This is a genomic window from Niastella populi, assembly GCF_002078015.1.
Taxonomy (GTDB): Bacteria; Bacteroidota; Bacteroidia; order Chitinophagales; family Chitinophagaceae; genus Niastella; species Niastella populi.
Genome location: NZ_LWBP01000254.1, coordinates 97,907 through 111,065, shown reverse-complemented (window position 1 = coordinate 111,065; position 13,159 = coordinate 97,907). Strand labels below are relative to the sequence as shown.

The 13,159-nt window shown below is 45.8% G+C and carries 13 protein-coding genes; 5 read left to right on the top strand and 8 right to left on the bottom strand.

Going from position 1 to position 13,159, the window contains the following annotated elements; genetic code table 11:
* The first annotated feature begins 228 nt into the window (after nt 1-228).
* The 3 genes from A4R26_RS33255 to A4R26_RS33240 all read left to right on the top strand — a co-directional run bounded on the left by A4R26_RS33255 (nt 229) and on the right by A4R26_RS33240 (nt 2,439).
* Nucleotides 229-534 carry a response regulator gene (locus A4R26_RS33255; RefSeq protein ID WP_107685932.1) on the top strand — a complete coding sequence of 102 codons (306 nt, stop codon included), beginning with the start codon at nt 229-231 and terminating at the stop codon, nt 532-534.
* A gap of 308 nt (nt 535-842) precedes the next feature.
* A complete protein-coding gene (locus tag A4R26_RS33245) occupies nt 843-1,205 on the top strand; it encodes a hypothetical protein (RefSeq protein WP_081171336.1) in 363 nt (120 codons plus the stop codon).
* A gap of 478 nt (nt 1,206-1,683) precedes the next feature.
* Complete coding sequence (locus A4R26_RS33240; protein ID WP_081171334.1) at nt 1,684-2,439, top strand: DUF6089 family protein; 756 nt, start codon at nt 1,684-1,686, stop codon at nt 2,437-2,439.
* Nucleotides 2,440-2,537: 98 nt separating this feature from the next.
* On the opposite strand, the gene A4R26_RS33235 is transcribed toward A4R26_RS33240, so the two are convergent.
* From A4R26_RS33235 to A4R26_RS33210, 6 genes are all read right to left on the bottom strand, one after another.
* Nucleotides 2,538-3,329 (bottom strand): murein L,D-transpeptidase catalytic domain family protein, encoded by a 792-nt coding sequence (locus A4R26_RS33235; protein WP_081171332.1) that lies wholly within the window; start codon nt 3,327-3,329, stop codon nt 2,538-2,540.
* Between the two features lie 154 nt (nt 3,330-3,483).
* Nucleotides 3,484-4,503, bottom strand: a complete 1,020-nt coding sequence (locus tag A4R26_RS33230; protein ID WP_081171330.1) for an MlaD family protein — start codon at nt 4,501-4,503, stop codon at nt 3,484-3,486.
* Between the two features lie 50 nt (nt 4,504-4,553).
* A complete protein-coding gene (locus tag A4R26_RS33225; protein ID WP_081171328.1) occupies nt 4,554-5,327 on the bottom strand; it encodes an ABC transporter ATP-binding protein in 774 nt (257 codons plus the stop codon).
* Entirely contained in the window at nt 5,327-6,124 is a 798-nt protein-coding gene (locus tag A4R26_RS33220; protein ID WP_081171646.1) for an MlaE family ABC transporter permease, read from the bottom strand. Before A4R26_RS33220 ends, A4R26_RS33225 begins: the two co-directional genes overlap by 1 nt.
* An 85-nt stretch (nt 6,125-6,209) precedes the next feature.
* Nucleotides 6,210-7,325 (bottom strand): S8 family serine peptidase, encoded by a 1,116-nt coding sequence (locus A4R26_RS33215; RefSeq protein WP_242675088.1) that lies wholly within the window; start codon nt 7,323-7,325, stop codon nt 6,210-6,212.
* A 379-nt stretch (nt 7,326-7,704) separates the two neighbouring features.
* Complete coding sequence (locus A4R26_RS33210) at nt 7,705-8,937, bottom strand: DUF2264 domain-containing protein (protein ID WP_242675087.1); 1,233 nt, start codon at nt 8,935-8,937, stop codon at nt 7,705-7,707.
* Nucleotides 8,938-9,207: 270 nt separating this feature from the next.
* Here A4R26_RS33210 and A4R26_RS33205 point away from each other — a divergent pair, with 270 nt between their 5' ends.
* Complete coding sequence (locus A4R26_RS33205; protein ID WP_107685934.1) at nt 9,208-9,627, top strand: response regulator; 420 nt, start codon at nt 9,208-9,210, stop codon at nt 9,625-9,627.
* 32 nt (nt 9,628-9,659) lie between these two features.
* On the opposite strand, the gene A4R26_RS33200 is transcribed toward A4R26_RS33205, so the two are convergent.
* Nucleotides 9,660-12,263: a T9SS type B sorting domain-containing protein gene (locus tag A4R26_RS33200; protein ID WP_081171322.1), complete on the bottom strand. Its 2,604-nt coding sequence runs from the start codon at nt 12,261-12,263 to the stop codon at nt 9,660-9,662.
* A gap of 391 nt (nt 12,264-12,654) precedes the next feature.
* Between A4R26_RS33200 and A4R26_RS33195 the strand changes: the two genes are divergently transcribed.
* The gene (locus tag A4R26_RS33195) at nt 12,655-12,906 is read left to right on the top strand and encodes a hypothetical protein (RefSeq protein ID WP_081171320.1); all 252 of its coding nucleotides are present in this window, start codon (nt 12,655-12,657) and stop codon (nt 12,904-12,906) included.
* Nucleotides 12,907-12,973: 67 nt separating this feature from the next.
* Here the strand turns inward: A4R26_RS33195 and A4R26_RS35300 are convergent, their stop codons facing one another.
* Nucleotides 12,974-13,150 carry a hypothetical protein gene (locus A4R26_RS35300; protein ID WP_165760503.1) on the bottom strand — a complete coding sequence of 59 codons (177 nt, stop codon included), beginning with the start codon at nt 13,148-13,150 and terminating at the stop codon, nt 12,974-12,976.
* Nucleotides 13,151-13,159 lie beyond the last annotated feature (9 nt).

The following is a 13,159-nucleotide window of genomic DNA, read 5'->3' as shown; positions in this document are numbered from 1 at the left end:
AAAGCCTGGCTTCAGCACTGTGTATAACAAACATACTCAATTGGTTAGGCGGCTTTAGAATCCGACAACGGGTATCTGGACTTTTATCGGCGGTTTTCGAAGTAATCAACTATTCCCTTGTGAACCCAATTCCATCGGGGCTTCGCCTTTCAATTCCGCCAATCCGTAATCATCTCCGGGTAGCACCCTTCTTCCCTTGTAAACCTGCCAACTTATTAATCTGTTAACCTGTCAACCTGTTACTGGGTCGACGATGCGGTTTCTGCGGTTGAGTTATTACGTAATACGAAGGCAGACGGGCTGTTTATAGACATCAATATGCCCGATATTTCGGGTATCGATCTGGTACGTTCTTTGCAAGAAAAGCCACTGATCATCTTCACTTCGGCACACCGGCAATTTGCCATAGAGGGAATTGAACCGGATGCGGTGGATTACCTGCTGAAGCCTATCAATATAGAGCGGTTTACCAGGGCCGTATATTGTATCTGTTGCCATGGTAAAAGCCATTCAATAACCGGAAGGTACAATTGACAGCCCGAACTGAACTACCCATCAGCGACAGTTATGTGAGTTTTTTCAACAACCGGAAAAAAGTTGACAACAAAAAGTGTCTTTTCCCCGATACATTTGCCGGTTTCGTCTATAACATTATTGCGATATTTAATATAGGACCTAATTTTAGGGTGAAACAGGAGCAATTTTGTTTATACAGTAAGGTTACTATAGATTAGCTGTAAATCTTTCTTTTCGATAGTACAATGCACGCGATCCGGCAACCTGTTTATCCATTGTATCGTAGAAGAAAGAATCAGATAACATTTAATCCAAAAAACACCTGTATGAAGAAAACGCTCAGTTCGGCAACCGGCATCCTCCTGTTAATGACAGTTCTGGCAATTGCTTGTAAAAAAGACAGTGCCAATGATGATACGCCAGCCACAGTCGATTGCAATACCATTACCACCACCTTTTCCGCAAACGTTCTTCCATTAATGCAAACGAGTTGTTCAAAATCGAATTGTCACGAGGCTGCCAGTGTAAATGGGCCCGGAGCGCTTACAAACTATACACAGATCTTCAATGCGCGGGCACAGATCCGTACGGCGGTAGCAAGCGGCAATATGCCAATGGATGCAACGTTCAGCGCACAACAAAAAGCCATTATCACCTGTTGGATAGACGCTGGCGCGCCTAATAATTAAAAACCTTACCACACCGTAAAAGTGAGCTTCGAAAAAAGTGCAGCTATAAGCGCAATTGTAACCTTCAAACATCGTCAAATAAGTATAAAGAAATTATTGTAACTCGTTTTTCATGGGTGTTACTTTTAAAGTGCAAAGCCCTGTTTCAACAGGGCTTTTTCTATTTACCATTAAAAAAAATTATGCACGGTCGCACCGGCCATTAAACCTTTCTTAAAAACTGCCTTCCTACTATTTACAGCGGGCACCGCCTTATTTGAATACTTTCGATACAGTATATACCCGGCATTTTTTTTGTTGTTGATATTTCGCTGATAACCAGTACCCGTAAGTTTTTTAACATTTCATATTCACATTCTGTCAACGTCTTTGCGTTAAATTAAATTACTATCGACTACTTCTACTTTTAATTCACCATTTACTGTTCATCAAAACAATTTATTCATGGCCTCTTTCTACCCGACTAAAAAACCAATACATGAATTTGTTTTCCGGAAAGGCCATTGCGTTTACATTTATAGCTTGCAGTTTTGTTAGTTCCTTACGCGCACAGGTAATTGTTCCTAAACATGAAATAGGGATTGGGGGCGGCGTATTCGTTTATCAGGGCGATCTTACACCTGAAAAGGCAGGCGCATTTAAATCGCCTGGCTTTGCATTCAACCTTTTTTATAATCGCATTCTATCGCGTTCCTTTTCATTACGCACGAACCTGGCCCATGGCAAACTAATGGCCGATGACACCAATTACGATAGCCCCGAATGGCGGCAGCACCGCGCGTTCCGGTTTGGCGCCCGGGTAACGGAAATTTCAGAATTACTGGTTTGGAATATTCTGGGTAATAATTATGGTGAAAGAAAAATAATATCCCCTTATATTTTTGGCGGGGTAGGTCTTAGCGCATTACGCGTTACCCGCGATTTCAGCCGCATAAACTATGATTATTTCCCGCCTGATCACACGATGCTTCAGGGCCTGGCCACAGACTCGGCGCATAACCTGCCCGGCACCATTGCCGTTATTCCCGTTGGGGTTGGTTTGCGATACCCCGTCTCAAACAAACTATCGGTTATGGCTGAAGGATCGTACCGGTTCACATTCAGCGATTATATCGACGGATTCAGCAAATCGGTGAACCCCGACAAAAACGACTATTACGCCAATATTTCAATTGGGTTGATTTACACCTTTGGAAAAAGGAGCACGCTCGATTGCCCGGTTATTCGCAAATAATAATTCTTAGAACTGAGAACTAGTGACTATATGAAAAACCAAAAGTCCCCCGGCGAGGCCAGGGGACTTTTTTATTTATTATTACTTAAACAACTTTTCTACCCGTTTGCCGGCAACTGCGCCACCGGCGGATTGATCATCTTGGAATGAGCGATATAATTTGAATCGGGGCTGTATAAGAACAAACAGCTGCCATCTTTTATAGTATTGATAATAGCTTTATGTAATGATGGCGGTATGGCGGGGCAACCAAGGCTGCGCCCTAAAAAGCCTTTCATTGCAATTACTTTTTCATTTACATAGTTAGCTGCATGCATTACAATGCTTCTGTTATATGCATTGTCATTTATGCCGGCTTCCATGCCCTCGAGCCGCAATGAATAACCATGTTCGCCCTTATAAGTGTTTCCTGTTACGAAAAAGCCAAGGCTGCTTTTAAAACTGTTAAGGTCGTTTGAAAACCGGGTGGCCATTTCTTTACCGGAATTGCGGCCATGTGAAACGTATGTATTGAACAACAACTTTCCTGTTGTTACATCGATTATGAACAGTCTCTTTTTCGAAGAAGGCAGGCTAAAATCTACTATCGAAAGCAGATTGTTCTTTTTTAAGCCGCCGTTCGAAACCATATCGGTATATCCCTGTAAACCATAGTTAAATGCTTCCTGCGACAACCCAAGGCTATCGAGTTTCATTTGATTGTACAATAAACTATATTGGTTAACGGTGTTTGCGCCGGTAATAGCTGGATCTTTTACAGCAATAGCTGTATCGGCTTTTTTCTTATGCAACAGATCGGCAGCCGGAGCTGCGAACATAAAACATACTACAACCAGTAGTAACAGCGGAAAAATCAAGATCCTGAATTTGGGATAGTTGGATTTAGGCATTCAATTTCTTTTTGGCTTACACACCTGCCGGTTAATGAATATTGATTACAGTCATTATAACACCACCTGGTGCAAGTGGTTTGCCAAATAAACCCATTAAGGAAACTTTAACAGATATACATGTTGATGTTGTTGGCTGGCAATTGCCGCTTTCTTAATTATCTTTCTCTGCCGCCTCACGCATCTTTTCTTCTGCCTCCCTGGCCTTGGCCTCGCGTTTTGCTTTCTTTCTAAAATACCCGCGGAATAAAAAATTGTGCTGTAATGCTTCCAGGTCTTCATCGAGTTTGCGGCTGCCGGAATTCAGGTTTTCCAATATGGCTTTCAGGTCTTCCGCAGCTTCCTGGTCGTTCAGCAGTACACCAGCGGCACTATTGTCTGTACGCAACTGATCGCTAACGGTTTTCAGGTTAGATGTAAAGGAGTGGGCGGCGTTGGCGGCATCATTTATCTGTTTTACTGCAGCCTGTAAATTGGCCATAATAACCGTATCGTTCACCAGGCCATTCGCCAGGCTGCCCGGTTTTTCCAATTGGGCGGTATATGCTGCAATACGGCTGCTAAGTACCTGGCTGTTACGCGCCGCTACCTGTAAATTGCTGGCAGTACTGGCCAGGCTTTTATACAAGGTAGCATCGGTAAGCAAAGCGCCGGCAGTTCCTTCTCCACTTACCAACCGGTTGCTAACCGTTTTAAAATCGGTAGTTATGGCCACCAGGTTTTCATTGTTCTTTTGCAGGGTAGCCATCATATCGTCGGTACTCAATGTTTTTTCAACCATCAGATGTTCACCGCCCTCAATAGGACCGGCCTTTTCTGAACCGCCATAGATAACCACCAGTTTATTGCCTATAAATCCTTCGGCGCCTACTTTGGCCTTTGCGTCTTTGCGGATAAATTCCTGGGCCTTTCTTTCAATGTGCATGGTAACCCTTATTTGTGAATTGCCATTGAACTCAATCGACCTTACGACACCTACTTTCACACCCGAGAACCATACATTATCGCCTTTCTGCAAACCGTTCACATTGTCAAAAACAGCCTGAACGTCAATGGAAGGCGCAAATGTCTTTTTCTGTCCGCCAAGCGTAAAAACCCCCACCACTAAGATCAGCAGGCCCAGTGTTACAAACAGGCCAACGATCACCGTACGTTTATTTTTTTCTGTGCTCATCAGTAAACATTTTAGTTTGAACAAATCTGTTTGTTCAAATACATTTTCAATCAGGTTATAAAATTGTAATCATAGAAACTTTTCAGCCGCTCATCGCCGCTGGCAAAAACTTCTTCAAACGACCCCATTTGTACAAAACGGCCATCGAGCAAAACGGCTAACTTATCGCCGGTAGCCCTGGCACAGGTAAGGTCGTGCGTTATAATTATGGAACTGGTATTGAACCGCTGCTGCACTTCATTGATAAGATCATTTATCTCCATGCTGGTTATGGGATCAAGGCCAGCGGTAGGTTCATCATACAACATTATGGCCGGTTGCATAATAAGTGTTCGCGCAATGCCAATGCGTTTTCGTTGTCCGCCCGAAAGCTCGGCCGGCCACTGGTTTATGGCATGCGACAAACCAACCGCTTCAAGCGCTTTTTCAACTGCACTGTTGACCTGCGCCGTGGTTAAATGTTTTGAGTTGCGTAACAACGGGAATTCGAGGTTTTCCCTTACGGTCATGCTATCATACAATGCGCTGTTCTGAAATGAAAATCCAATGCGTAACCGAAGCTCTTCCAGTTTGCGGTAGCTTAAGCTGGCAACATTTTCGCCCAATACATTTACCGTTCCTTTGTCGGGCTTCAGCAATCCGGCAATGATCTTTATCAGCACCGATTTACCCGTACCCGACCGGCCCAGCACTACCACATTTTCACCCTGAAAGATATCGAGGTCGATACCCCGCAATACGTGGTTTGTTCCAAACGATTTATGCAGGTCGCGAATGGTAATAACCTGTTTTGTTCTGTCGATATGTTTTTCTTTTTTTTCCATCAGGGCCTGAACCAGTTTGTGATCTGTACAATTATTATTTCTTCTATAAATATCAGGAACATCGACATCACCACGGAGGAATTGGCCGCCCGGCCTACCCCCTGGGTGCCCTGCGTTGTATTATATCCCTGGTAACAACCAACAATACCTATAGTAAAACCGAAGATGACCGATTTGAATATTGATGAAAAAATATCAAGGAAACTGATAGTTTGAAAACCGTTCTCGATAAATGAAACAAAACTGGTTTGCTCATTGGCGTGTACGTTTACAAAGGCGCCTAACAAAGCCAACAATGCCATATACAACATCAGCAGGGGAACCATAAAGGTGGTGCTCAATATGCGGGTCACTACCAGAAACCTGAACGGGTTGGTAGCCGACACTTCCATGGCATCTATTTGTTCGGTCACTTTCATGGAACCTAATTCTGCCCCGATGTTGGAACCTACTTTGCCGGCAGTGATAAGGCCGGTAACCAATGGGGCCAGCGCACGGATAATGGCAATGGCTACCAGCGAGGGCAGCCAGGAGGTGGCGCCGAATTCAGATAACGAAGGGCGGCTTTGTTTTGTAAATACAATGCCCGTAATAAAACCGGTAAGTGTAATTAAGGGTAATGATTTTACGCCTATGGCATAACTCTGCTTTATTATTTCTTTGAACTCGTAAGGCGGTAAAAATACTGTGCGGAAAAAGCGGGCAATAAACTGCCCGAACGAATACACATCGGTAAAGAATGCATCCAGTTTTTTAGTCAATACATACCTGCGGGGTTGTCTTTGTTTCAATTTCATGGATGCATCATCCATCGAAATTTAACACCAGCTTTGTTGGGCAACAAATTCCCCAATATGTTTATAAAAACGAAGGAGTTAAAGGCTATTTGTGGGCAATAGGATCGGGACTGCCATCGGGGTCGTTTTTAGCTGTGCCTAAAGTAGTTATAGCGCTTCCTTTAAGCAATAACAAACCGGCTACATGCGGCGCAGCCATCGAGGTTCCACTGAAGATGGCGTATTTTCCATTTAAATAAGTGGAAGGAATTCGAACACCGGGCGCTGCAAGGTCCACCACATCATTTCCGTAGTTTGAAAAGGAGGCAAAATTATCGAGGCTGTCGACCGCAGAAACCGTGTAGATATTTGTACCATTCACTCTGCCGGGCGAGAAGCCATTGGCAGATTTGCCGTCGTTACCGGCGGCAATGGCAAAGTAGATTCCTTTGGCGGCTATTGACTGAACCTGGTTATCAAGGATGCTCGATACTTCATCTTCGCCCAAACTCATATTCACCACATCGCCTGCTTTTGCATTACTGCTGATGTATGATAAAGCCTGTACAATTGAACCGAGGGTGCCTTCGCCATCTTTATCAAAAACCCGGCAGGCAACCAGGCTGGCGCCTGAAGCCACTCCCAACACCCCTTCTGAATTATTCTTTGCACCGATAATGCCGGCTACATGGGTACCATGACCGTTTTCATCGGCTGCTGAAGTAACGCCGTTTATAAATGATTTGCTGCGGGTAGCATCGGCATTCAGATCGGGATGGCCGAAATCGATCCCAGAATCAATGATCCATGCGGTTTTGCCGGTGCCGTCGCCATAACCTACCCGGGTTACGTTCCAGGTAATTGTTTTGGGCTCAACCACCTGAAAACAAGCACCATAGGCAACGATACGGTCCTGTTCTATCATGCGAATGGATGTATCGGCTTTCAACCTGGCCAGTTCTGCACCCGATAAGCGGGCAATAAAACCACCCAATGCACGGCTGCCGGGAGCGCCGGAAAAACTCTTCCGCAATGCGGAACTGCTGATATTGTTACGTTTCAATAAATTATTACTGAATGAAGCGATGCGCGCAGTTGAACTTAAACTGCTGCTGGTTGACTGGTTGTAGGCTATAATGTACTGGTCGGGAATAAGCCTCCCGTTTCCAGTGCTTTCCTGCACCACACAATCGCTGGTTGATGCGCCATCATCTGAAGACATTGAATCATCTTTACGACACGCGGCGAACAATGTTACGCCGGCAATCACTGTACTGGTTATAGCTTTTATATTCATGCTGAATGGCTCCCTGGATTATAATAACGCGTTTCAATAATATTTGGCTGGGTGTCATCAATTGCTTTAACAACCTTTTACCATTTTCAATCAATTCCGCTCATAGGGCAAATCTCGAACCAATTGGCGAAAAAATGCCCGATCCGGTGAGGGTTCCAGCAAAAACAGCGTGTTAATACTTATTAAAATGGAACAAATTTCTTAGCGTGCAGGTGCAGCTGATTTTTCTATGACATTTGTCAATGCATTCAGTAAACACTGAATGGCATTACCAGGCGGCAGGGTTTGTTATTTCGCCGGTTCTTTAATTTTCTATTGAATGGTCAATGGGAATAGGTTCGCCCTTCCAGGCTTTTTTAGCGGTCCAGTCGGCATCGGCATTCTGCCAGAACGGATCGTTTGCGGGCAGGCCGAGCACCAAAAATACCTGTGAGCATAAATACAGGCTGCCCGTTGAAATATAGTGTTCGCCTACGCCGGGCTGATGGCCCACCAATCCTATAGTAAGCCATCCGTCTTTATCGAACGTACCGGGCGCTTCCATTTGTTTTTTTACTACTTCATACAAGGCGCATCGTACCTGCTGCGGCAATACATCGGCCGGCAACTGGCGCATGAGCGCGATCTTCGACAGTAATTGAAAGGCGCCAAACCGGTAAGCCAGCGAACGGCCAATGGGCGGGTAGGTGCCTTCGGGCGAGATCATGCGTTCCTGTACAGCTGCATACCGCCGGGCGCGGGTCAGTTCAAGATCCCAGATTTTGGTTTCTTTTTGTCCGCTCGCGATAAGCGCCTGCAGCACTTCGAGGAACATGGGCTGTATTACAAAGCTGTTGTAATAGTCCCAGTGAAAATTGGGGCCGTCGCCATAGGCGCCATCGCCCTTGTACCACTGCAGGTGTTGCGATACGGCATAGTCTATTCGCATTTTATCACAGCTTCCTTCAAACTGTAACAAAGCGGCTTCTACCATGGCGCTGAAAAAAAGCCAGTTGCTATGGCCGGGTGTTATCACTCTTGAACTTTTCAGCGCTTCCAGTACATTCTTTTTTGTTTTTGCATCGAGCCGGCCCCATAACTGGGTGGGGGCGCGCAACAGGGCCTGCGATAAAAATGCCGCATCTACAAGGGCTTGTCCGCCCTTATAAAAGTTCATATAATCGGGCGCTGCGGGGTCGGTGGCGTTGCGAATACCTGTCACAGAAAGATCAATGTATTTTTTGCGCAGTTTTCCTTCTTCGGTATTATCAGGGCCCAGTTCCAGCCAGGGCGCCATGCCGGCGAGCAAACGGCCAAAAGCTTCGAGGTAGGTATAGTTCTGCCGGTCGTTGGTCTTTGCTTCCACCGGCATTTTCTTTTTCAATTCATTTTTGCTTAGTGCGGTCAGCAGGGGATCGGCAATACGTACGAGGGATTGTACAAAGTATTCGCGTTGGCTGTTACCGGTTGCAGTTGATTTTTCAGTTTGTGCATACAGGCTTACAGGCAACAGCAGCACAATGAACAGGCGTTTTGTTTTCATTTCCAGTTGATTCATGAATCGTTGATTTAGCCTGCCGGAAGGGCATACAATCGTTACCGGCAGTATCGCAAAACCTGAAGATACAGGATTCAATAACAATTTCTGTCAACCTGCCGATTTCCCATTTTCCAGATGAAGAAATAATGGAATATTATGCAATGTTAAATGTGGCCATTGCCGGCACATGCGCTGCTCAGTATCTATTCCTGTTTCGCAGATTAAAAAATGCTTTTTACAGGGAAAATACCCTCAAAAATTGGTATTTTTATACTTATTATCAACCTCATGGACAAAACAAAAACCCTTTTCATAATCGATGATGATGAAGACGACCAGCTGTTCATTAATGAAGCCATGAAGGACCTGAACATTCCTTTCAACTGTTTCTTTGCCAACAATGGAGAAGTGGCGTTAAGACAATTAAAGGATGAAAGCATTCCACTTCCCGATTTTATTTTCCTCGATCTGAATATGCCGAAACTAAACGGTAAGGAATGCCTTATTGAAATAAAAAAACTTCCCCGGTATTCAACTGTTCCGCTTATTATTTACACTACCAGCAGCAACCAGAAAGACAAACAGGAAATTCTGCAGCTGGGTGCACATTTCTTTCTAACCAAGCCCACCCGCATCAGCGAATTGTGCAACTGCCTGCTGAATGTATTTTCTATGGATTGGAGAATGACAGCGGGAAAGCCAAATTAAATCATCGACAACTACAGCAGGAGTGACCAGGTTTATCTAACCAATACCAGGGTACCGCGTTGCATATACGGCGAACCCAGGTAATCAACGGCTTTTACTACCCAAACATATGTTCCGGAAGGCTGCTGTTTACCGGCAATGGTGCCATCCCAGCCATGTTCACTGGTTGTGGTGCTGAAAACCAGTTGCCCCCAGCGATTGTAGATCCGGAAGAAATCGATGCGGGACATACCTGCCGCAACCGGGCGTAAGAGATCATTGCGGCCATCGCGATTTGGCGAAAATGCATTGGGCACAAACACCGACGGCATTGTTTGAAATACTTTTACTTTGATATAGGCAGAATCAACACAACCTGCTTCGTTATACACCATTACTTTGTAAGGTATACCGGTTGAAGGCGTGCTGTAGACTGCCACCGGATTGGCAATAGCTGTATTTGATAAACCTGTTGCCGGCTTCCATTCATATTTCACGCCGCCGCTTGCCTGTAATTGTAATAACTGACCTGTAATTACCGTGGTATCTCTTCCTGCAAATGCGTTTATGGCAGGCAATACGCTTACCGTTACGGTATCATATCCCGGCTTGGGGCAACCCTTGTTGTCAAACGCCGAGAGCACATATGCCGTAGATTGTTCTGGTGATGCTATGGGGTCAAAGATGGTGAGACCGCTCAATGTGGAGCTGGGCAGCCAGGCAAAAGTCATTGCTTCGGTACTGCCCTTTAGCTGCGCCGAAGTGGCAAAACAAATAGTTGTATCAGGGCCGGCATCAGCAACCGGGTAAGGCACCGTTGTAACAACCACCCTGTCGAGCGCGGTACAACTGCCTATACTGGCCAATACCTGGTAACTGGTGGTGAACTGCGTTACGGCCAGGGGGTTGGCGGCGGTATGGTTCAGCACCTGGTTAACGGGCGACCAGGCATATTGTAACCCGTCTGACTGCAGGTGCAGCCGGATGGTATCGCCCTGGCAGATGGTGGTATCGTTCATAGCCTGCAGGTCAACATGATCAACTACCCGCACTTTTACCGAGTCGTGATTGATACATCCATTATCGTCGAGCTGTACTTTATAAGTTGTAGTGGTAACCGGGTTAACCGTTGGCGTTGCCGTATTGGGGCTCGTCATGGCAATAACCGGCCCCCAGCTAAAAATACCATTGCCAATTGCTTTCAGCTGAACGCCATCGGGTATACAAATAAGCGTATCGCGGAAGGCAAGCGAGAGCGGCGGTTTATCAACAACGTTAACGCTCTTATACACGGTATCGCGGCAGCCTTTTGTAGTAGTGGCCACCAGCTGCACGTTTTTCGTACCCATCGACTGGTAAGTGTAGGTTGGCGAAGGCTGGGCCGACCGGTCATTGCCGGTGCCATCGCCAAAGCTCCAGTTCCACGAATTTACCTGCCCGTACCTGGTGGTACTTGCATCGATGAACCGGGTTGGCTTTTTGAAACAAATGCCATCCACCGAAAAATCGGGCACAAAGCCGGGGTATACGTATGCAGTTGTGAATGACGAGTCGGAGCATTGCTGGTTACGGTTAATGACAAGTTTTACCGTGTACAAACCTGTATCGGGAAATGTATAACTGGTATTGGCACTGTTGGAAGTAAAAATTGAAACTCCGTTACTATTGAACAACTCCCAGGTGGTTGATGTAATAAGCGGACTTGTGCTCAGGTTCGATAAGGCAATGGTTTGTGAGCTTTTGCATAACATGTATTCAGCCGGCATGGAAGCGGAAGCGATGGTGCAGGCCGTTATGCGGATCTGCAGGTCCTTGCGCTGCGTGGCTATCACTACGCCGTTCCTGATCTCTTCTACCTGAACCGTTACCACATAAATACCATCGCCGGGTGCTATGCCTGTTATTAAGCCGGTGCTGGCATTGATCTTTACGTTACCGCCCAATGGTGCACCTGCGCCATAATTAGATCCGTATGGCACCGATGCATAGGGTGGCGGTGCAGGTGGAAAGTTGGCTCCGCCGCCGCCCGAGCCGCCGATATACGCGTTGGCAAATGAATACCGTAACTGATCTTTGTCGCCATCTTCTGCCGCAAAGCTGTAAGAGAAAGCGTTGTTGGCGCAAATGACAACCATATCATCGCCGGTAAAACGGGCGCTATGGTTTTGCGGGCCTGAAGCCTCCCGGCTGTTGCCCGGGATTTCACCAGTGTAGGTAGCCCCGATATTACCATAGCCCGGCGTTAAATTGTTGATGCCCTGTACCCGGTATACAACCTGTATGGCAATGATGTACCCTTCTGCTGCCGGCGGCAGGTTTACCGTAAAGTCATACAAGCCTATATCGTAGCAAACATTGGGCGGGTTGGTAATGCATTTGCCGGGATTGCTCAGCAGCAGCCTGTCCTGCCGCACCATGGGTATCGACATGTCCATAATATGAGCCCCGGTGCCCTTGTTAAAAATGCCGAAGAAAGCCGGGTTGGGAAGCCTGCGGTTACTATAGCAATCCATAAAAAGCTTAGCGGTGACCTGGTAAGTGTACTGGCCGTTGTTGATGCCCATGAAGGTATAATGCATTTCGCCGCCTGTGATATGATCGGCACGGGCGGCAGATAGCGTAAGCAGCAGCAGGCAGCCAATTACAGATCTCTTCATGCTTCTGGCAAAAAGTAGTTAGTAAAAATGCAGTAAAAGGGTCTTGATTAAAAAAAAGGGCAGTAAAATGTTCCTTGCCGTATCTAATAACACGCCTTATGAATATACGATTTTTTAGGAAGAAAGTTGCCCCGAATGTTGGCTGCTGACACCCCTGTGTAAAGTGAATTGAGAGCGTGTAAAAATTTCAGCAACAGGCTGATTATCACAACCGGTTAATACAAGAACTTCAATCGGGCAGGAACGGAATTGAACTATTTCATCAGTTAATAATCAGCTAATTTTCAATTTATTGTCCTGCAAACCCGATTATTCCGGCCATCACACGTTTACAATAGCTTACTCTGGAAAGATTATTGCGCACCTTTGTATTTGGTATAAAAGGGCGACCATGGAAACAGATTTTTCAACCATCATTAAGTGCACAGACGGGCAGGAACGGGAGTTTCATTTTGCCCGTATAAATTCTATAGCTATCTATTTTCACATTTCAGTTGTTGACAGCAGCGGCAGCCTGATTACCGCAACGCTGGCCCGTGATGAAAATGGGCGTTGGAAATTACATGAGCCTGAATTACCCGGTTGGTTCATTACAGCCGAGCCCGAACTTGGCAACCAGGTTGAACATAAGGCCGGCCGGTAAATAAAAAAGGAACCGGTAAAAACCAGTTCCCGGAACCCTTATGTTATGACTGAAAGAAGCTACTATGTTAACTCAGTACCACTTTCTTGCTGGCCAGTACATACACCCACATTGCTGCAGATAAAAAGCTGGTGAGTACCAACAGTGCAGAAAAAGCATAATGTCCATGTTGAAATAAAGGTACACTTACTAAACTGGCAATTACTATCAGTACGATGGTAGTGAGGGTAAAGAACGTTTTCATATTTAATGT